The sequence below is a fragment of the Paraburkholderia saeva genome, assembly GCF_907164555.1.
Taxonomy (GTDB): Bacteria; Pseudomonadota; Gammaproteobacteria; order Burkholderiales; family Burkholderiaceae; genus Paraburkholderia; species Paraburkholderia saeva.
Window position 1 is genome coordinate 479,255 of sequence record NZ_CAJQZC010000002.1, and the last position, 20,689, is coordinate 499,943.

The 20,689-nt window shown below is 62.9% G+C and carries 16 protein-coding genes; 4 read left to right on the forward strand and 12 right to left on the reverse strand.

Translation table 11 applies throughout. The features are described from left to right. Positions 1 to 169: 169 nt before the first annotated feature. The 6 genes from LPA36_RS06370 to LPA36_RS06395 form a co-directional block, all read right to left on the reverse strand. Entirely contained in the window at positions 170 to 3,925 is a 3,756-nt protein-coding gene (locus tag LPA36_RS06370) for an ATP-binding protein (RefSeq protein ID WP_228875290.1), read from the reverse strand. A 28-nt stretch (positions 3,926 to 3,953) separates the two neighbouring features. Next, positions 3,954 to 4,697 (reverse strand): aquaporin, encoded by a 744-nt coding sequence (locus LPA36_RS06375; RefSeq protein ID WP_228875291.1) that lies wholly within the window; start codon positions 4,695 to 4,697, stop codon positions 3,954 to 3,956. 188 nt (positions 4,698 to 4,885) lie between these two features. After that, positions 4,886 to 5,530, reverse strand: coding sequence for a response regulator transcription factor (locus tag LPA36_RS06380; RefSeq protein ID WP_228875292.1), 645 nt, complete (start codon positions 5,528 to 5,530; stop codon positions 4,886 to 4,888). Then, positions 5,527 to 6,261: a response regulator transcription factor gene (locus LPA36_RS06385; protein ID WP_228875293.1), complete on the reverse strand. Its 735-nt coding sequence runs from the start codon at positions 6,259 to 6,261 to the stop codon at positions 5,527 to 5,529. The genes LPA36_RS06380 and LPA36_RS06385 overlap by 4 nt, the downstream gene beginning before the upstream one ends. A 162-nt stretch (positions 6,262 to 6,423) precedes the next feature. Further along, positions 6,424 to 7,074, reverse strand: coding sequence for a response regulator transcription factor (locus tag LPA36_RS06390; RefSeq protein ID WP_228875294.1), 651 nt, complete (start codon positions 7,072 to 7,074; stop codon positions 6,424 to 6,426). Between the two features lie 175 nt (positions 7,075 to 7,249). After that, the gene (locus LPA36_RS06395; RefSeq protein ID WP_228875295.1) at positions 7,250 to 8,548 is read right to left on the reverse strand and encodes an MFS transporter; all 1,299 of its coding nucleotides are present in this window, start codon (positions 8,546 to 8,548) and stop codon (positions 7,250 to 7,252) included. A 95-nt stretch (positions 8,549 to 8,643) separates the two neighbouring features. Here LPA36_RS06395 and LPA36_RS06400 point away from each other — a divergent pair, with 95 nt between their 5' ends. Further along, positions 8,644 to 9,534, forward strand: a complete 891-nt coding sequence (locus LPA36_RS06400) for a LysR family transcriptional regulator (protein WP_228875296.1) — start codon at positions 8,644 to 8,646, stop codon at positions 9,532 to 9,534. An 87-nt stretch (positions 9,535 to 9,621) separates the two neighbouring features. On the opposite strand, the gene LPA36_RS06405 is transcribed toward LPA36_RS06400, so the two are convergent. Both LPA36_RS06405 and LPA36_RS06410 read right to left on the reverse strand, forming a co-directional pair. Beyond that, positions 9,622 to 11,265, reverse strand: a complete 1,644-nt coding sequence (locus LPA36_RS06405; protein WP_228875297.1) for a methyl-accepting chemotaxis protein — start codon at positions 11,263 to 11,265, stop codon at positions 9,622 to 9,624. A 252-nt stretch (positions 11,266 to 11,517) separates the two neighbouring features. Then, positions 11,518 to 12,222, reverse strand: coding sequence for a VC0807 family protein (locus LPA36_RS06410; RefSeq protein WP_228875298.1), 705 nt, complete (start codon positions 12,220 to 12,222; stop codon positions 11,518 to 11,520). A gap of 197 nt (positions 12,223 to 12,419) precedes the next feature. Here LPA36_RS06410 and LPA36_RS06415 point away from each other — a divergent pair, with 197 nt between their 5' ends. Further along, a complete protein-coding gene (locus tag LPA36_RS06415; RefSeq protein ID WP_228875299.1) occupies positions 12,420 to 13,217 on the forward strand; it encodes a bestrophin-like domain in 798 nt (265 codons plus the stop codon). Positions 13,218 to 13,234: 17 nt separating this feature from the next. Here LPA36_RS06415 and LPA36_RS06420 read toward each other — a convergent pair whose 3' ends face one another. After that, positions 13,235 to 13,873 (reverse strand): flavin reductase family protein, encoded by a 639-nt coding sequence (locus LPA36_RS06420; RefSeq protein ID WP_228875631.1) that lies wholly within the window; start codon positions 13,871 to 13,873, stop codon positions 13,235 to 13,237. 501 nt (positions 13,874 to 14,374) lie between these two features. Between LPA36_RS06420 and LPA36_RS06425 the strand changes: the two genes are divergently transcribed. Continuing rightward, positions 14,375 to 14,614, forward strand: coding sequence for a hypothetical protein (locus LPA36_RS06425; RefSeq protein WP_228875632.1), 240 nt, complete (start codon positions 14,375 to 14,377; stop codon positions 14,612 to 14,614). Here the strand turns inward: LPA36_RS06425 and LPA36_RS06430 are convergent. Further along, the gene (locus LPA36_RS06430) at positions 14,607 to 15,122 is read right to left on the reverse strand and encodes a DinB family protein (protein WP_228875300.1); all 516 of its coding nucleotides are present in this window, start codon (positions 15,120 to 15,122) and stop codon (positions 14,607 to 14,609) included. The two genes, LPA36_RS06425 and LPA36_RS06430, sit on opposite strands and share 8 nt — an antisense overlap. An 82-nt stretch (positions 15,123 to 15,204) precedes the next feature. On the opposite strand from LPA36_RS06430, the gene LPA36_RS06435 reads away from it, so the two are divergent. Beyond that, positions 15,205 to 16,413, forward strand: a complete 1,209-nt coding sequence (locus LPA36_RS06435; RefSeq protein WP_228875301.1) for a citrate synthase family protein — start codon at positions 15,205 to 15,207, stop codon at positions 16,411 to 16,413. A gap of 23 nt (positions 16,414 to 16,436) precedes the next feature. On the opposite strand, the gene LPA36_RS06440 is transcribed toward LPA36_RS06435, so the two are convergent. Further along, positions 16,437 to 17,522 carry an AI-2E family transporter gene (locus tag LPA36_RS06440; protein ID WP_228875302.1) on the reverse strand — a complete coding sequence of 362 codons (1,086 nt, stop codon included), beginning with the start codon at positions 17,520 to 17,522 and terminating at the stop codon, positions 16,437 to 16,439. Positions 17,523 to 17,554: 32 nt separating this feature from the next. After that, positions 17,555 to 20,431, reverse strand: coding sequence for an excinuclease ABC subunit UvrA (uvrA, locus tag LPA36_RS06445; protein WP_228875303.1), 2,877 nt, complete (start codon positions 20,429 to 20,431; stop codon positions 17,555 to 17,557). Positions 20,432 to 20,689 lie beyond the last annotated feature (258 nt).

Below are 20,689 nucleotides of genomic sequence, written 5' to 3' on the forward strand. Positions count from 1 at the left end.
CTGTACTCAATCTTTTGACGCGGAAGGCGTACGCTTCGACTTGCGAGAAGTGACTCCTTCATCGAAGGACGTCTCCAAACCTTTAACGCGGCTACGGCCGCGTTTTTTTTCGCCCGGGCGGCTACGGTTGCGTTTTCTCCTCGCCGTGAGGCAGACGCGTCACGTATCGTCACGCGAGGAGTGCCGCCTGCTCTTCGATTCCATCCAGAATCGTCCGGCATTGCGCAACGAGTTCGTGCCCTTCCGCTCGAAGCTGTGTGGACGGCCACTGCTGCATCCCTTGCCGGTATCGCTCCAGCAAGCCGAGCAGCGGCGGGTACTGCAGCACCCCGGCCGCGCCCATCACGCGGTGATGCCACTCCCGCAAAGGCTCGATGTTCCGTGACTCGACGCTCTGCATATCGTCAATCGCTTCCAGTAACACCGGCAATGCGCGCAGGTCGTCGCGTACCGCGGAAACAAACGCGTCGAGCAGCGACTTCACCGTCGACTCGCTTCCCCACAATTGCGTCATGTACGCAAGATCGACAGGCACGAACGTGTGAGCCAGCCCCGGCACACGACGTTCGATGGCCGGCTTGCCGTCAGCATGAGCAGTCTGCGCGGTCTCGCCCGGCCCACGCGTCATATCCGCGCCGAACCAGCGCGCGAGGTAATCGCGCAAGGTGGCAAGACGGGTCGGCTTGACGAGGCAGTCGTCCATGCCGGCCTCGCGGCAGGCCCGCAAATCCTCCGGCGCGGTATTGGCGGTGATGCCGAGAATGGGCAGACGCATTGCATCATCCTGCCCGCGTTCATGTTCCCGCGAGCGCACTTCCCGCGCCAGTTCGTAGCCCGACAGATTCGGCATATGACAGTCCGTAATCAGAAAGCCGTAGCGCGTCCGTTCGAGCGCGGCGAGCGCTTCGGCGCCATCATCGACCACATCGCACGCGAAGCCGAGCAGCGCGAGCTGATGGCGGATCAGCTCCTGGTTCACCGGATGATCTTCCGCGACGAGCACAAGCCGTCCACTCGCCATCGCGCGCTCCCGATCCGGCCCGTCGACGCCGTTTTCAATCGCGACCGTCTGCCGCGACGGCACGGTTGCCAGTCCGCTCAGCGCCGCCGCGCACGCCGTACCGAGCCCACGCCATGAGATCGGGTTGATGCTCAACCGGACGTTATTGTCGACGACACGATAGCCCGTGGGCTTGGGCTTTTCCGTCAGGCACACCACGCGTACATACGACGGAACCTCTTTCGGAATGGCTACGACTTCAGCGATGAAAAGCAGGTCGACGCCGGTGAACATCGGGGGCGTTGCCTCGTTGAGCGCAGTCGGCGAGCGGTATTCCAGCGCAAGGCCGAGCGCCTCGCCAAAGTGCATCAGCGCTTGAGCCACGCCTGTGTCGGCAGTGACAACCATGCCGCGTTTGCCGCGCAGCCGGCCTGCTGTATGACCGCTTCTTTCGACAGGCATCGCAAGCCGCAATGTCATGCGCGTACCAACGCCTGGTGTGCTTTGCAGTTCAAGCGTGCCGCCCATCAGGTCGACCAGCTTGCGACAGATCGTCAACCCAAGCCCTGTGCCGCCGAACCGCCGCGTTGTCGATGATTCAGCCTGCACGAACGGCTCGAAAAGCTGCGCCTGTACGTCCGGCGCGATGCCGATACCCGTGTCTTCGACCATGATTTCGACGGTCTGCATATTGTCCGCCTGCCCGCTCAACGCCACGCGTACGTCCACTTCACCGGCCGGCGTGAACTTGATTGCGTTGCCGAGCAGATTGAACAGGATCTGTCGCAGCCGCACGCTGTCGCCGCGCAGGCTCGCGGCCACATCGGGCTCGACGTCCACGCGCACTTTCAGTCCTTTTTCGTGTGCTCGCCCCGCAAGCAATCCGACCGCGTTGTCGACCAGTTCACGCAGTTCGATCGGCTCGGATTCGATCGTGAGACGACCCGCCTCGATTTTCGAATAGTCGAGCAGATCATCGAGAATCTGCAGCAGCGCGCCCGCCGACTCGTGAATCATGCCGAGCATCTCGCCCTGATCGGCATTGAGCGGCGTGCGCTCCAGGACTTCGACGAGACCCAGTACGCCGTTCATCGGCGTGCGGATTTCGTGGCTCATCATCGCGAGAAAATCGTCCTTCGCGCGCGATGCCGCTTCGGCGACGTCGCGCGCACGCGCCAGTTCGTCCGCGCGGGCGTGATCGACGCTTGCGTCCACGCCGTAGCCGCTCCACACGACGCTTCCTGCCGCTTCACAACGCGGCACCAGTTCCGCGCGCACCCAGCGAAAGCCGGACGCGCCGCCATCGAAACGAAATTCGACATGAACCGGCATCAATGTGCGCGCCGACCGTTCGAGCGCAAACATCAGGGCGCGCCGGTCTTCGACACAGACGCGCGTGAAATCGAGGCTGCCCGGTTCAGTCAACACAAGTCCATCGTTGCCGAGCAAACCTTCCGTATCGCCGCCGACATAGAGGAAGGAATACGCGCCGGCCGGGTCGCGGCGGAGCTGGAACACGACTGCCGGGAGCGAACGCGTGACATCGAAGAGGCGCCGCTCGGTTTCGTGCGCGAGCACTTCGGCCTGACGGATATCGGTGATGTCGACAAGCGTCCCAAGCACGCATAGGGGTGTGCCGTCGACGCCCGCGCACAGGCATGTCCAGAAGAGACCGTGCCGAACGTCGCCTGCGCGGCCGGTGAATTCCAGCTCGATCTGCTGCCACGCGCCGCTTTCGAGCGTGCGCCGCGTCATGCGCTCGAGACTCACGCTGTTCGCTGCGCCCCAGGCCTGAACGTCGAGACTTGTGCGGCCGACCACGACTTCGCGGGCAAGACCCGTAGACGCCTCGTATGCACGATTGACCGCGATATACCGCCCGTCGAGATTCTTCGCGACGAGCGGATACGGCACCATTTCCATCATCGTCCGCTGGAAATTGAGTTGCGTGGCGAGCTCGCGCTCGGTGCGCTTGCGCAGTCGCATCTCGCGTTGCAGCAGCACGTAGGCGCGCAACGTCACGATCAGGATCGCGCCGACCGCGATCAAGAACGGCAGCAGACGCATCGCACTGACGGACCCGAAGCCGCGCGGAGGCGCAGGCGGACCGATCCACCGGTTGCGGATGCGATGCCGCTCTTCCTGCGGCATCGCCGACAACGCACGGTCGAGATCATCACGCAGCGCGGGGCGCTGGAGCGGCACGGCGAAGCGCAATTCGCCGGTACGCCCCGCCTCTTCGAATGCAACATCGAGATCAACGAACGCGCGGCTGGATAGCTGCAAGCGGACAGCGGGCGCGAAGCCGAGATAGGCATCGGCTTCGCGTCGCTCGACGGCGGCAAGCGCCGCACGCATATCGGCAAAGGTGAGAATGCGCGCGCGCGGATAGCGCTCGCCAAGGAAGCCTTCGAGCGCGAAGCCCCTTTCGATTGCGAGACGGGAATCCTGCAACTGGCTTCGCGTGAACGACGCGCTGCGCTCCTTGCGCGTCACCACGGAAACAGGCGCGCGAAAATATGGCGCGGTAAATAACAGGCAACGATCGCGCTCGGGGGTGCGGGCGACGCTCATCAGCACGTCGAACTGCCCTTCGCACGCGGCCTCGATCAGGTGCGGCATGTCGGCGTATGTGCGGGTTTCGAACGTCACGCCCGGGCCGACGAGCGCGCGCAGATAATCGACGCTCAGGCCGTTCAGGTTCACGCCATCGATGCTCTCGAACGGTGCCCAGCCGCCCGCGAGTACACCGATGGTGAGTCCGGCCGTGGACACATTGGTTAGCGAGACTGATGCGGATTCAAGCGGCACAGCGCCCAGCGCTGCGTGAGCCACTGATGCAACCGCGAACATTATGCAGATCAGCACGCAACGCGCCGCCCGCGGCACGACGCCCCACCGCGAAAGCGCGAATTGAATCTTCATCTGGATTCTGGACATCGACGCAGACGGATCACGGGCGTTCCAGCGCCTCGCGCGGCACCCCGGTTGCGCGCGCTTTGCGTCCGACGCCCGCGCGCATATGCAGCAGACCGGCCAGTACGCCGCCGGCAATCGGCGCGGCCCAGAAAAGCCAGAGCTGATCGAGCGCCCATCCGCCGACGAAGAGCGCTGGCCCGCTTGAGCGCGCGGGATTGATCGACCCATTCGTGACCGGCACGGCGATCATGTAGATGACGCAAAGGCAGGCGCTGTTTAGCGCAGGCGCAACCATGCGCGATGCCCGCCGCGACAGCTGAAGGTTCAGCCATACGAACACGAGCGACATCGTCAGTTCAAGGACGAACGCCGACTGCAACTGAAAGTCGGCGGGCGAATGTTCCGCATAGCCGTTCGCACCGAAGTCGCTGATCGCAAGATCGAATCCCGGCCGGCCGCTGGCGATGAGGTCGAGCAACGCGGCGCCCGCCGTCGCACCGAGAATCTGCGCAGCGATATAGGGTAGTAGATGACTCACACGAAAACGCTGCGCAACGGCGAAGCCAATCGTCACCGCGGGGTTGAAGTGCGCGCCGGAAAAGCCCTTCGCGGCGTAGCTGGCGATGGCGAGTGCCAGACCGAACGCGACCGGCACCACGAGGCCTGCTCCGCCGCCCGGCGATTGCGCACCGTTCAGAATCAGGCTGCCGCATCCGATAAACACAATCCAGGCCGTGCCAGCGCCCTCTGCAAGCAGACGTCTGCTCAGACTAACCATGCAGTCTCCGCTGGATTGTTATGTCCCGTAGTGACAACGGCATCTGACGTGGTCTTTACAAATTCAATCTGCATGACGAAATATATGGAATTCTGCTTTAGCCAGGACGCGCGAGTATGGGGCGCGATTTCCACGCTACTTATCGGACGATTCCTAAATCGGCCCCGCCTACGGAACAGCTGACGTAATCAGATCAATCCGACTTGTTGCGCGTAATCGGCAAGCTCGGCTTCGGACGCGAGCCCCAGCTTGCGCATTGCACTGCGTTTTTGCGTGCTGATTGTCTTGCTGCTGCGATCGAGTGCCCGCGCGATGCCGTCGATCGTCATGCCGTGCGCATACATCTGGAAGATTTCCCACTCGCGCGGGCTCAGCACGCCCAGTCGTGGTCGTGATGAAGGATCGGCGCTCTCCAGTGCGCGCTGTGCGTACCCGGACAACCATGGTGTGCCGCCGGCCGCGGCTTCGATCGCGCACAGCAGCGACCCGGGTGCGTCGCGTTTGTCGACGATTGCGCTCACGCCGATATGCAGCAGCCCGACGAGCGTATGCGCGTGATGGACCATCGTGAGCACGACAACACGCGGGTGCGGCGACTCCCGCAGCACCCGCCGCAACAGCGATATCGCGTTGCTCTCGCCACCGACACCGGGCATGCCGAGATCCGAGATGATCACGTCGCAGTGGTACTGATCCAGCAGTTCCGCAAGAGATTGTGTATCGGCGGCCTCGCCGACAACTGACACATGCGGCGCCGCCGACAGCAACGAACGGACGCCGGCCCGCACGCTACTGTGATCGTCGGCAACGATGACGCGGACGGTTGCTGTCAACGCGCGGCCTGCACGGCGGCGTCGCTCACGACGCCATGGTCGACCGCGAAGCGAAACAGCTCGACGTCAGTATGCAGCGCGAGCTTTTTCATCGCGGTGCATTTCTGCGCGCTGATCGTCTTGACGCTGCGCCCAAGGCGCGTTGCGATCTCAGTGACGCCGAGGCCGGTTGCGTAGTGCGTAAACACTTCCATCTCGCGGCGCGACAGCAACTGGCGCACCTGATCGAGCTGACGCATGCGCGTAGCATCGGAAAGTTGCGCGCGAACCGTGGGACCGAGATAGCACTCGCGTGCCAGCACGGTCACGATCGCGACGTTGATCAGGTCGATGCGGTCGCGCTTGCTCACCACCGCGTTCGCTCCAAGCTGCACGGCCTGTTGCAATGCCTGCGCGTCGGATTCCATGGTGAGCAGGACGAGCGCGACGTGCGGATGACGCGCCCGAAAGCGCGCGACTGTGTCGAGTCCATCGCTGTGTTCGCCGTATGGCATATGCAGATCCATCACCACAAGGTCGCAAGGCGTCTCGTCGGCCAGCGCGAGCACCTCAACCGAGTTCGACGCCCGCCCCACGATCCGGATGTTCGGAGATCCCGACAGGAGGTTTTCCACCGCGAGCAAAACGAGCGGATGGTCGTCGGCGATGATGGTGCGAATGGAGCTGGCGGATTCACCCGCGTCTCTGATTGCGCCGATGACGCTGGCGTCGCTAAGGTGGGGGTCGGTCATGAAGGTGGTCTCCGGCGCGGGTCTGCACGTGGATGCCCGCGTCGCGGGCGTCCTGTCTGCCGGATCGAGAATCGAATATTTGCCATCCGATCGACATAAGAAAGGTCTGAATTCCCTTTCATTCCTGACGATCAGCTCTATTTGATTAGTTATCCGATTCTTTCAGGCCATGCCGTGTGCGCGCACAAATGCGAAGAGACCGGGATCGTTGCTCACGCCCAGCTTGAGCATCGCGTCCCGCTTCTGACGGCTGACGGTCCGCACGTTGCGATCGAGCCGCCGTGCGATTTCGCTGATTGACAACCCGCTCACGAAAAGACCGACCACCTCCGTCTCGCGCGGCGACAGGCGCGGCACGACCGTCATTTCGCCTGCTTCGGAACCGGCTTCGGCGAGCGTCGCGAGGATCGATTTGCTGACGTACGAGCGCCCGCAGCCGACCGTGCGCACGGCGGTTGCCAGTTCTTCCATCGAGCCGGTCTTGTTAATCACGCCAGAGACGCCATCGGTCATGATCGAGCGCAGGATGCCGGCGTTCGTGAGACTCGTCAGCACGATGATGCGGATCTGCGGCCAGGCCTCGCGAATGCGGCGCATGAGACGCAAGCCGTCTTCAGCTGGGGCGCCCCCTTCCGGCATCGTGAGATCGGTCACGAGCACGTCGCATGGCTGTGTCTCCAGCAGTCGCATCAGCGACTGCGGACCGTTCGCGTCACCGACGACCTCGATGGTCTCGTGCAACGCCAGCGCCGCACGAACTCCGATCACGACAAAGGGATGATCGTCGGCCACGACGACTCGCAGTTTCGGCATGTTTTCTCTCCATGTTGGTATTAGGTATGTGGCAGATACCGGCGCGCCGGGATAAGGCGGCGCGCGCGATGCCCAATCACATCACCACAAAAGGAGAACAAAAATCAGAGCGCTCCGAATCGTATGACAAATCGTAATTCGGCCAGAAACGCTCAAAGGTCCGATGACATGCGACTCATGCTCGCGCGGGCGTGGCGCCGCGCGCTGCTGCCGCCCGTGGAAACACCGGCAGCGCGATTAGCGCACACAGGCTCCCCATCGCCCAGACGAGCGGCCACGATCCCAGCGAAAGCACCAGCGGAATGGCGAGCGGCGTGAGGAACATCGTCATGAACACGCAGGTATTGCCGATGGCTAGCGCGGTGCCCGCGCGACGTGTACCGGCGAGCGTCGCGAGTTCGGTGAAGGCGACACCGTGCCACGCCGAGGCCGACACGCCGCCGAGCGCGATCATCACGGCAAAGACCAGCGCCATTGCCGTATGCGACGCGCCCACGCCCGCTGTCAGCACGGCAAGTGGAGCGAACAGCAGCGCGGTGACAAGACTGCACGCCCGCATATAGACGCGGCGGTTGCCGTGACGATCGGTCCAGTGGCCGCTCCAGACGCGCATGACGGCGGCGCCGGTCTGCACCGCGGCCATCGTAAGACTGATGGTGAGGAGACCCGCGCGGCCGAAGTCGTGCAGGAACACCGTGGCAAACGTCACGACAGTCAGTTGCGGCACACACAGCACGCCCATGCCGAGCGCCGTGCGCCAGATCCGGACGTCGCGCAGCGGCGACGTTTGTGGCGCGGGCTTGTGCGCCGTGTGCGTGTCTTCATGCGTGGCATGGGCGACGCCCTCCGCAGCAGGCGGCTCATGCAGCCAGCGCCATGCGAATCCGGCTGTGACCGCGCACAGCACCGCCAGCACGCCATACACGCATGCGAAGCCGTGCCATGCAGCGAGCGCGGGCAGGACCAGCGCGCCGAGCCCGCCACCTGCGGGCACCGCCGTCTGCCGGATGCTCATTGCGAGACCGCGCTCGCCTTCCCGAAACCACGCCATGACCGCTCGACCGCTCGAACCGTTGACGCTGCCGCCCAGCAGACCGACCAGCAGCAGCCCCGCGGCGAGCACCGGAACGCCCGGCACATACGCGCCATGCGGCGATACGAATACCGCCATTGCCGCCAGCGCCGCCGCCGTGAGCACGAGGCCGAGCAGCAGCACCCGCCGGTCGCCCCAGCGATCCGTCAGCACGCCCCAAGGCAGCTCGCTCACCGCAATGCCGAGGCCCAGCATGCCAAAGAGGAGCCCCAGTACGTGATTGTCGACGTGATACCCCGAGCGGATGAAAACCGCCGTAGTCGGGATGCCGGAGAACGCCGCCGAAAAACTCGCGTTGGCCGCGAAGCCGACGCCCAGCACTTTCCAGCGATGTCCGCGCGCCCGCTCGCTGGAATTATCCGATGATAGATGACCGCTCATGTGACCTCCTGATGGCTCGATGAGGTCATCGTACGGATGGACGATCCATCGGAAAAGCGGGAAAATAAGATAACTTCCATCGGAGATTCCGAATCATGAGCCAACGTGCGTTCGATCTTGCGCAGCTTCGAACCTTCGTTGCGGTGGTCGAAGCCGGCACCGTTTCGGGGGCGGCGGAGCGGGTGTTCCTGTCGCAGTCGTCGGTCAGCGAACAGGTGAAAAAGCTCGAGGAGCGCGCCGGGCAGCCGCTCTTCGTGCGCAGCAAGCAGGGCGTCACCGCGACGCCCGCGGGCACGAAGCTGCTCGATCACGCGCGCCGCATCCTCGCGATGAGCGAGGCGGCGTTCGAGGACATGCAAGGGCGCGCGCTCGACGGCGAACTGCGGATCGCGATCACCGACTACTATCGGCCGCACGAAATCGCGGGCGTGCTGAAGACGTTTTCGGAGCAGCATCCGCGTCTGCGTCTGCATGTGACGGTGCTGCCGAGCGCCGTGATCGACAGCGCCAGCGACGACGCCAGCTTCGACATCGGCCTGTCGCTGCGTCTCGTGACGCCCGAAAGCAAACGCCCCGCCGCCACAGGAAGCAGCCGCCAGAAAGGCTCGGTGATTCGCCGCGAAAAGCTGGTGTGGGTGACGGCGGCCGATGCCGATCCGCGCATCGCGACGCCATATCCGCTCGTGCTGCTGCCATCGAGCTGTCAGCTACAGCGCTTCGTCGTGAAACTGCTCGATGAGCGCGACGTGCCGTATGTCATCTCGCATTCGGCGTCCGGCGTGGCCGGGCTGCAACTCGCGCTGAAGGCGGGTCTTGGCATCTCGTGTCTGAACGAGTCGTCGGTGGGCGCCGGGCTTGTCGCCTGTCCTGCTTCGGTGCGGCTTCCCGCGTTGCCTTCAGTGGAGTTTCATTTGCTGCCGGGCCGTCCCGGCGAGGACGATCTCGTGACCAACGCCCGCGCCGCGTTGCAGCGCCTCTTCAGCTAGGCCCCGAAAAAAGGAAGCGACGCGCCGCGTTGACGCGGGCGTCGCTTCATTTTGAGCCTCAGGTTTCGGTCTGGCGTGAGTCCGAAATCAGGTCGCAACAGCTTCCGGCAATGCGCCTGCCGGCGCGCTGGCCGGACGTCGCGCCACGCGGGCGTTCAGGGAGGCCGACGTGCCTGTGCCCGTATGGAACACCGCGACTGCAGCCGTCAGACGCCGCGCCTGGTCTTCGAGCGAACTTGCTGCAGCGGCAGCCTGTTCAACCAGCGCCGCGTTTTGCTGCGTCACCTCGTCCATCTGCGCGACGGCCAGATTCACCTGGTCGATGCCCGTGCTCTGCTCGGAAGCCGCTGCTGCGATCTCGCTCATGATGGCGCTCACACGTGTGATGGCATCGACGATTTCCGTCATTGTCGAGCCCGAGCGCTCGACCAGGTCCGCGCCTGCTTCGACGCGCGCCGTCGACTCGCCGATCAACCCCTTGATCTCCTTGGCCGCGCCCGCACTGCGTTGCGCCAGCGAGCGCACTTCGCTCGCGACCACCGCGAAACCGCGGCCCTGCTCGCCGGCCCGCGCGGCTTCGACGGCTGCATTGAGCGCGAGAATGTTCGTCTGGAACGCGATGCCTTCGATCACGCCGATGATGTCGCCGATCTTGCGCGAATCGCTGACGATGTGCGTCATCGTGCCGACCACCTGCTGCGTGAGTTCGCCGCCCTGCGCGGCGAGGTCCGATGCGCCCTGCGCGAGCGAGCTGGCCTGCTTCGCGTTCTCGGCCGTCTGCTTCACCGTCGACGTGAGCTGCTCGATGCTCGCCGCGGTTTCTTCCAGCGAAGCGGCCTGTTCTTCCGTGCGCTGAGACAGATCGGTGTTACCCGAAGCAATTTCGCTCACGCCCGTATCGATTGACTCCGTCCCGCTACGCACCGTGTTCACGGTCGCGATCAACGATTCCTGCATCTTGCGCAATGCCGCGGCAAGCTGCCCCATTTCGTTGTCACCGGTAATCGCGACGCGGCCGCTCAGGTCGCCATTCGCGATGCGCTGGAATTGCGCGATCGTCGCGTTCACCGGATGCACGATCGCGCGCACCATCGCTACGCGGCCGAGCCAGGCAAACAGGAGCGACGCCACCATGCCGACCGCAACCGCCACGCTCACGATATTGAAGCGGCTCTGGGCGTCGCCGTAGCGCTGCTCGCCGTGGTCCAGTTGCAGCTTCTCCAGCACGAGCATCGACTTCTCGAAGTTGCTGTAGAGCGTCGGCAGCTTGTGCGCCTGAAGCTGCTGGAATGCGGTCTTGTCGCTGGCCTTCAGCGCGGCCATCGCGGGTTCGACGCCTTCGTGCAGGAACGCATCGCGCTTGTCCTGCATGTCCTTGATGAGACGCTGCTCTTCGGCATCGTTGCCCGCACTGCTCACATAGTGGGCGAGACGATCGTTCGACGATTTCAGATACTGGTCAAAGCGCTTGAGCACAGCGTCGGCGCCATCCTGGTCGTTCAGATCGACGAGCGACGCGTAGGTTGCCAGAGCGAGGCGCAGGCGCAGCAACTGGCCGGCACTGCCTTCAAGATCCGCGACTGCCGGCGTATCGACCGTGTACATCTGTTGCAGCGATTCGTTGCTGGCACGCAGCGACAGCAGGCCCGCCGCCGCACCGATCAGCAGGACGATTCCAAAAAAGGCAACCATCAGGCTCAGGTACGCGCGAATCGACAAATTCTTCAACATACATTCTTCTCCGTGATGCAGCCCCGGCGGGTCCGGCGCCTCGTGTGCGGCTGGACTCCCGCGTGTTCGCTGTATCCCGGCCGCCCCGCTCCATCCGTCTTTCGTTAAGCGGACGCAACATATCTGGTTGTCGGCCTGACGGTCGAAAACTTGATGGCGCAATGGCCCCGCACGTGCATCAAATATTGATGCGGCGCAATGTTTCAGACGGTGAACGGTGAGGGGTGACGCAGGGCAACGGCCGGCGGTCGTCTATTCCGCTATCGCAGCGGACGCCGTTTCGGGGTCCTTCTGAAGCCGCTGGCGCCGGTACCAGAACGTCCACACCGTCAGCCCGCCGTAGACGATATAGCCAAGCAATGCGGACGCGTGCGCGGCCTGCGGGTCGCCCGGATGTGACCAGACGATGACGCACCGTACGAGATTCTCGGACGTCATGAAGAGGCCCCAGACGAGCGTCATCATGCGCAGCGCTGCGACGAGCTTCGGACGCGTCTTCCAGTTCTGCTCGAATTCGGCGGCGCGGGCCGGGCTCTCACGCGCCATCGTCGAGCGCCCGAGGTAGTACACCATCGGACGCCGAAACAGCAGCGATGCGAGGAACGATGCGCCGACCATGCCGGACACGACAGGCTGTTCCAGCACGCGTTTCCCCGGGCCGCTGCTGATCTCGTGTGCAATGAGCGACATCACGATCCCCGCGAGCACGAGCGCGCTCAGCGCGTCGAAGTGACGGTAGCGCGCGTAGTCCCAGATCATCCATGCGAGGAGCGGCAGCGTGGACGCGAGCAGACCGGCGGCGTAGCCCCCGTGCGGCGCCGCGAGGCGAAACGCGAGCCATGGCAGCAGCAGGTTCACGCAGACAGCCGACAGATATCTGAGCCGTTTTTTCATGCCTGTGATGTGGGCAGACCTGCTTGCCGCGCAAATCGCGGCGAGTACGATCCTGACCAGCATGGATCGCGTTCGACTTTCGGGATGTCCCACATTCTGCGCCAGCGCATACGGCGCGATCAACGGCCGCCTGTATTCGACGAACGCAACCGCCGGCAAACGATGCAAAATGCGGCGTTGCGCACTCACGGGGATGACCCGCCTTGCCTGTCCCAGCGGCTTGACGGAAAGTGGCGAAACATTGACCGGAGCATCGTGCCATGACCGAAGTGGAGTCCGGATTGCTGGTGTTCATCGTGCTCCTGATTGCGACGGGGTTCGGCGTGCTCGTGCGGCCGTTGCTGCCGGAAGAGCACAAGGCGCACGAAACCGTGCAGCTGATCCAGCTCGTGATCGGCATGCTGGTCACGTTCGCCGCGCTGGTGCTGGGTTTGATGACCGCGTCGGCGAAAACCAGCTTCGACACGGTTGCGAACGATTTCCGCGCCTACGCCGCCGACCTGATCCAGCTCGACTTCAAGCTACGTGATTACGGCCCGGACGCAGCGGATGCGCGCTCGATGCTGCGTGCCTACACCGCCGAAGCGATTGCGACGACGTGGCCGCAGGAAACACCGCCGCCCGGCGACTACTACAGGAAGAACGTCCCGCATGATCCGCAGAACCTGGAAAATCCGCGGCTCGGCCGTCTGCTCGATCAGGCTGAAAGCCAGATTCGCGGCCTCAATCCGCCCGACGCGTTCCACCGGACGCTCGCCACCGACGTACTCGACCAGTTCACAGTAGTGAGCAAGGCGCGCTGGAAACTGATCGAGGAATCGCACAGCTCGCTTTCCGACCCGTTCTTCCTGACGCTCACGTTCTGGCTGGCGATCATCTTTCTGAGCTTCGGGTTGATCGCGCCGCGCAACGCGCTCGCGCTGGTCACGATCACGCTCGGCGCGCTATCGATCGCGTCGGCGATTTACGGCATCGTCGATCTCGATACGCCGTTCACGGGACCCATCACCGTTCCCAGCCAGCCGATGCGAGACGCGCTAGCGCATCTGCTCAGCTAGTCCTGGATCGTCGCGCTTTATATTTCGTCGACGGCAGTCGAGTTCTCGCCGCCGCGACCGCCCGTGCCATCAAGCGAGAAACGGTTGCGCGTGTCGATGTAGAAGCTCGCGCCAAAGCGCGCCACTGGAAAGAAATCCTGCAGACGCACGCGCCAGCGTTCCGTGTCGATCAGGCCCTCGCGTGCGTGTAACGACAGCACACGTCCGATAAAAATCTCGCGGCTCGCCGTTTCCAGCTTCTCGTGCAGGCAGCACTCGAACGCGACCGGCGCTTCCGCGATGCGCGGCGGCACAACCACCGTCGATTTTTCCGCATGCAGACCGACCATTTCCAGTTCGCTGACGTCAGCGGAAAAGCGCTCACCACAACGGTGCATTTTTGCGGCCATGTCTTCATCGCAGATGTGCACGACGAATTCGCCCGTCGCGTTGATGTTGACCGACGTGTTCTTCAGTTCGCCATCCGCGAGACGGTTAATGCTCACCATCAGGATCGGCGGCTCTTCGCCGAGCATGCAGAACATGCTGAACGGTGCCGCATTGACGACACCGTTTGCGCCCGCCGTCGTGATTAACGCGATGGGTCTAGGCACGATGAGGCTCGCCATCAGTTTGTAGCGTTGATATTCGGTGAGCGTCGAGAAATCGATATCCATGGTTTTCGTTTGACTGGAACGGAACATGCTTTTATCGAAGAACCAGGGTTCATCGATTCGGGAACGTCATGCACTTGTTTACCGTTCAGCGCCAAAAACCCGCAGTCAACCGCGCGCGCGTTTCGCTCGCAAACGTACAGACTGCCATGCACCTTCGCGTCACAGTGAAAGTGTGCGGTGCCGGTACAGACCGTGTCCGTTTTAAGACTAGCTGTTGCTATTTAGCCAAACACTAGCAATGACAGTCTTTTCGGTCCTATAGTTAAAGTGCTTTCTTAAGTTTGGTGTGCAGTGCGGGGAGGTGTGATATGAAACGCAGAACACCGCGTCAGCTGGTTAGACTGCTTTCCGACATGCGGCATTCGGCGAATTGCAGAGTGCTTCGGGCAGCCGCAGCCAGTCTTGAGCTGGAGCGCATCCAGAACGAAGAAGATCCGGCGCCGCCGAGGCACGCCGAAGATATGGTGGATTCGCGGCAGGAAGTGTTTGCTGGAGCCCGACATGAAAAATTCCAGTGAACAGTCCCTGCGTGGGCAGATCGAGAAATGGCTCGCGCCCTCCCCGTCGATTCCGCTGCACGTCACCCGCTTTAGTCGTGCCGCGCGCAACGGCAAACGTTACGTGTGCGTAGAGACATCCTTACCCGCCGGCACCCGCGCACTGTTTTTCTTCCGGCATCCTGATGGTTGCTGGTGCGTGTTTCCGCCGGTCGCCGAAACGCCGCGCCTTCACTTTATCTAAGTCCCGCTTCCCACATCCGCTGAAAGATCAGCAGGTCCAGTTCGGGTGCGACGCCGGTCAGTCCGGTGAGCATCGTGTGGACCTGCGCGCGATGATGCGTCTGATGATTGAACCAGTGTGCAAGACCAGGCGCGAGCGGCTGCACTTTCACCTCTGAAGTTGAGACTCTCCGATACGTAATGATGCTGCCGAGCGCGGCTTCGCCAAGCGAAATCACGTAGGCCGTGATGCATGCGTCTTCGAGATCGCGGGCGTGGCGCAGGTCGTCAAAACGGTCGTACAGGATCGCGTCGAGCCTGTCGGGCGCATCGCCTTCGGACGTGAAGCGTTGCATCCATACGCGGTCGGTAACGAGCAAATGATTCAACGTACCGTGTATCGAATGGAAAAACGCGCCGCGATCAGCGCGGTAATCGACGTCGCTCAATTGACTGACCGCGTGATAGAGCCGCGCGTTAGCCCATGCGTTGTAGCGTGCGAACGTGTCGAAATGATCCTTGAGCGACATGGCAACCTCCGTGCGTTTCCGCTATCGTAGGTTCATGGAAGTTGATGTCAATCTTGATGCAATCAATCAACATGAAACGATCATGGCGTGGCTAAGCGCAGACGATGCGCTCAAGATTCTCAACGTTCGCGCGCAGACGCTCTACGCGAACGTCAGTCGCGGAAAGATTCGCGCGAAGCGCGACACCAAAGATCCGCGCCGCAGCGTGTATCACCGCGACGATGTGATGCGTCTTGCAAAGCGGCCTCAAGGACGGCGCAAGGTCGAAGCCGTTTCGGCCGAAGCGATCGAATGGGGCGACCCGGTTTTGCCGTCCGCGATTTCGACCGTCTCGGCTGGCCAGCTCTGGTATCGGGGGCACAATGCGGTCGAGCTTGCTGCTCACGCATCGCTCGAAGAAGTGGCCGCGTTGCTGTGGGAAAGCGATGCGGTTCAATTTGACGACGCAGGGGTTGTCCCGGATGCAGACTCGAAGTCGGCGCCTGTAGACAACGCAACCGGCTCACTGAACGCCGGGCTGCTTGCGCTCGCCGCGCGCTGCGCGGGCGATCTGCCGACGTACGGACGTGCCGCGCCGCTTCTCCGGCTCGAAGCGGCCGACGTATTCAGGACGCTGGCCCACGCGATGCTCGGCCGCGAACCGCGCGAGCGTGGCCGGAAATTGCGCACGCAACGATCGCTCAGTGCGCGCATCGCAGCGACGTGGAATCGCCAGGAACACGAAGACCCGATCCGCCGCACGCTGGTCCTGCTCGCCGATCACGAACTCAACGCATCGACGTTTGCGACTCGCGTCACGATCTCGACGGGCGCATCGCTTTCGGTGGGCGTGCTTGCCGGCCTCACCACGCTCACCGGGCCGCTGCACGGCGGCGCTTCGGCGTCGATGAAGACATTGCTCGCGTCATCGGTGCAGACCGGCAGCGAGGCCGCAGTGCGCGAATGGCTCGCGCAGGGGCGTCCGTTTCCGGCGTTCGGTCATCCGCTTTATCCGGACGGCGACCCGCGCGCGAAAGCGCTGCTCGAACAGATTGATGTACCTGAGGAATTCAGCGAACTGGCTGCGGCGGTCGAGCGGCTGGTGGGAGAACGTCCGAACGTGGATTTCGCGCTTGCAGCGCTGAGCGTGGCTTGCCGGTTACCCGCGGGTGCGCCGCTCATGCTGTTCGCGCTTGGCCGCTGCGTCGGCTGGCTCGCGCATGCACTGGAACAGGCGGCCAACGGCAGGTTGATCAGGCCACGCGCGCGTTATGTCGGCGTGGCGCTGGATGGGGAGAACGCCCCACGATAGCGATTGGCCGCGCCAGGCAGCGTTCAAACCAGCCGCAGGTAAATCAGCTCGCGCTTGATATACGCGTAGAAGATCGGCGCTGCGATCACGCCGGGAATGCCAAACGCGGCTTCCATCACGAGCATCGCCACGAGCAGTTCCCACGCGCGAGCCTCGATCTGTCCGCCGACGATCCGCGCGTTGAGAAAGTACTCGAGCTTGTGGATCAGCACGAGAAACACCAGCGACATCACTGCTGCGGGAAAACTGACCGACAACGCAATTGCGACGATCAGCGTGTTGGAGATCAGGTTGCCGATCACCGGCAGCAGACCGACGATGAACGTCACCATCACCAGCGTTTTCGACAGCGGCAGACGCTGATGAAACAGCGGCAGGATCAGCAGAAGGAAAATGCCGGTGAACGTCGCGTTGATCGCGGAAATCTTGATCTGCGCAAAGACGATGCGCCGGAACGCCTCGGCAAACCGTGACACGCGCGTGACGAAAGCCGTCGAAAGCGGCAGCCGCTGCATCTGGCGCGTCGCGCCAACGGCAATGATCGCGCCGATGATCATGCCGATCACCACATGCCCGAACGCCCGCGCCACGCTCTTGCCGCCCTGTTGCAGCATCGCGGAGTGCTCGTGCATCAGCATCGTTGCCTTCGACTTCATCTGTTCGGTGTCGACCGGCAGATATTCGGCAATCGAAGGTGGAATACGCCCGCGCGCCTGATCGACGAGTTGCATCATCTGTTCGAGCAGCTTCTGCACGCTCGGCACGTCCTGTTCGAAGTGCTCGATGATGCCGATCGTGATGCCCGTCAGCGCGCCGACAATTGCCGCCGACAGCAGCACCACCGATATCCAGCGCGCCCAGTGGCTCGACACCCGTTTCTCGATCAGCGGCGAGATCGTGTGCACGAGCTGGTAGACGAGCATGCCCGCGAGCAAGGCGCCCAGCAGTTGCAGGTGCAGCACCGCCCACATCGCGAGAAACGCCACGATATAACTGCCGATCTCGACAGCGGACAGCTTCGGCAGACTCATATCGCTCGTCAGCCTCACCGGGCGAGGGCGCAGATCCTGCACGTGCCTGTCGTCAGGTGCCTGGTTTCGCTTCGTCATGACTCTCCCGTCCCCAACCTGGTGACGCAGTTTTATTTTTGAACCACCGCCTGGCGCTTCAGCAACGGCGCCAGATACTTTCCGGTAAAACTTGCCTTCGACTTCGCCACCTGCTCCGGCGTGCCCTGCGCAATGATCTGTCCGCCGCCCGCGCCGCCTTCCGGCCCAAGATCGATCACCCAGTCGGCGGTTTTGATCACGTCGAGATTATGCTCGATGATTACGACAGTATTACCTTGATCTCGCAGCCGGTGAATGACTTCGAGTAGCAGCGCGATATCGTGGAAGTGCAAACCGGTTGTCGGTTCGTCGAGGATGTATAGCGTGCGACCCGTGTCGCGCTTGCTCAGTTCCAGCGAAAGTTTGACACGCTGGGCTTCGCCGCCCGAAAGCGTGGTCGCCGACTGGCCCAGACGGATGTAGCCGAGACCCACATCGAGCAGCGTTTTCAGCTTGCGCGCGACCACCGGCACCGGCCGGAAGAACTCGTACGCGTTCTCGACCGTCATCTCCAGCACTTCGCTGATGTTCTTGCCTTTGTACTGGACGTCGAGCGTTTCGCGGTTGTAGCGCTTGCCGTGACACACGTCGCACGGCACGTAGACGTCCGGCAGAAAGTGCATTTCGACCTTCAGCACGCCGTCGCCCTGGCACGATTCGCAGCGGCCGCCCTTCACGTTGAACGAGAAGCGGCCTGGATCGTAGCCGCGTTCCTTCGCCGCCGGCACGCCGGAAAACAGCTCGCGGATCGGCGTGAAGAGGCCTGTGTACGTGGCCGGATTCGAGCGCGGCGTGCGGCCGATCGGCGACTGGTCGACGTTGATGACCTTGTCGAAATGCTCCAGCCCTTCAATCGATTCGTACGGTGCCGGCTCGGTGGCTGAGCCATACAGGTGATGTGCGACCGCGTGATACAGCGTGTCGTTGATCAGCGTCGACTTGCCCGAGCCGGACACGCCGGTCACGCAGGTCAGAAGCCCGACCGGCAGATCGAGCGTAACGTGCTTCAGGTTGTTGCCGTACGCCTCGACGATACGCAGATGGCGCTCGTCGGGCTGCTTGCGATCGTCCGGAAACTCGATGCGCCGCGCGCCCGACATGTACTGGCCGGTCATCGAAGCCGGATCGGCCTGCACCTCTTTCGGCGTGCCTTCGGCGATCACCATGCCGCCGTGCTCGCCGGCGCCCGGTCCCATGTCGACGACGTAATCGGCCATGCGGATCATGTCTTCGTCGTGCTCGACGACGATCACCGAATTACCGAGGTCGCGCAGATGCTTCAACGTCGAGATCAGCCGGTCGTTGTCGCGTTGATGCAGCCCGATGGACGGCTCGTCGAGCACGTACATCACGCCGGTGAGGCCCGAACCGATCTGCGATGCAAGCCGGATGCGCTGCGCCTCACCGCCGGAAAGCGTCTCCGCGCTGCGTTCGAGCGACAGATAATCCAGCCCGACGTTGTTCAGGAACATCAGCCGCGCGACGATTTCCTTCACCACCTTGTCGGCGATCTCGCGCTTGGCACCTTCCAGACGCAGCGTCTGGAAATAGCCGAGCGTGTCGCGCAGCGGCATGCCGCTCACTTCGAAGATGCCGCGGGCGTCGCTATCGTTGCCGATGCGCACGAAGCGCGCCTCGCGACGCAGACGCGTGCCTTCGCAGGCGGGACACGCCTGGTTATTCTGATACTTCGCGAGTTCCTCGCGCACCGCGACCGAATCGGTCTCGCGATAGCGCCGCTCCAGATTCGGGATGATCCCTTCGAACACGTGCTCGCGAATCGACGTGCGGCCGCGCTCGTTCATGTACGAGAACGGAATGGTCTGCTTGCCCGATCCGTACAGCAGGATCTTGCGGATCTTTTCCGGCAGGTCCTCGAACGCGGTATCGATATCGAATTCGTAGAACGCGGCGAGGCTCTGCAGCATCTGGAAGTAGAACTGGTTGCGCCGGTCCCAGCCCTTCACCGCGCCCGACGCGAGCGACAGCGACGGATGCGCGACCACCCGCTTCGGATCGAAGAACGTGATCTGGCCGAGGCCGTCGCATTCCGGGCACGCGCCCATCGGGTTGTTGAACGAGAACAGCCGCGGTTCCAGTTCCTGCAACGAATACGAACAGATCGGGCACGCGAACTTCGAACTGAACAGATGTTCCTTCTCTGTGTCCATTTCCAGCGCGATCGCGCGGCCGTCGGCAAGACGCAGCGCGGTTTCGAACGATTCGGCGAGGCGCTGCTTCATGTCGGCGCGCACCTTCAGACGATCGACGACCACGTCGATCGTGTGCTTGTCGTTCTTTTTCAGCTTCGGCAGCGAATCGACTTCGTAGATCTTCGCAACGCCCTCGTTCGCGGTGCCGCCGCCCGAACTCACGCGAAAACGGATGAAACCCTGCGCCTGCATTTCCTCGAACAGCTCGACGTGCTCGCCCTTACGGTTCGCGACGACGGGCGCGAGAATCATCAGCCTCGCGTCTTCCGGCAGCGCGAGCGCGGCGTCCACCATCTGCGAGACGCTTTGCGACTCAAGCGGAATTTCGTGGTCCGGGCAATACGGCGTGCCGACGCGTGCGTACAGGAGACGCAGATAGTCGTGAATTTCGGTGACCGTGCCCACGGTGGAGCGCGGGTTGTGCGAGGTTGCCTTCTGCTCGATCGAAATGGCGGGCGAGAGACCCTCGATCAGATCGACGTCCGGCTTTTCCATCAATTGCAGGAACTGCCGCGCGTAGGCCGACAGACTTTCGACGTAGCGACGCTGCCCTTCCGCATAGAGCGTATCGAAGGCAAGCGATGATTTGCCCGAGCCGGACAAGCCGGTAATCACAATCAGCTTGTGACGCGGCAAGTCGAGATTGACGTTCTTCAGGTTGTGGGTGCGGGCCCCACGGATACGGATTTGTTCCACGCGCTATTCCATGACCTGGCAGAAAGAGAGGGGGCTAAACCTGCTACTATAACGACTTTTCCAGACCGTCGTTACGGCTTCCTGACAACGCCCGCAAGGCGCGGAGCAGGTTTGTCATGCCATGGTCAGGCGCCGCGGCGAGCGGGCTTCAGGCCCTTCAGATGGGGACGTTTGCCGCGACTGCAAGCCAGCAGCGGGCCACCGGGCAACGCACCGTGCCGCATGCCGACTGTCGCGCGCGGTACACCGCCGGGCTGA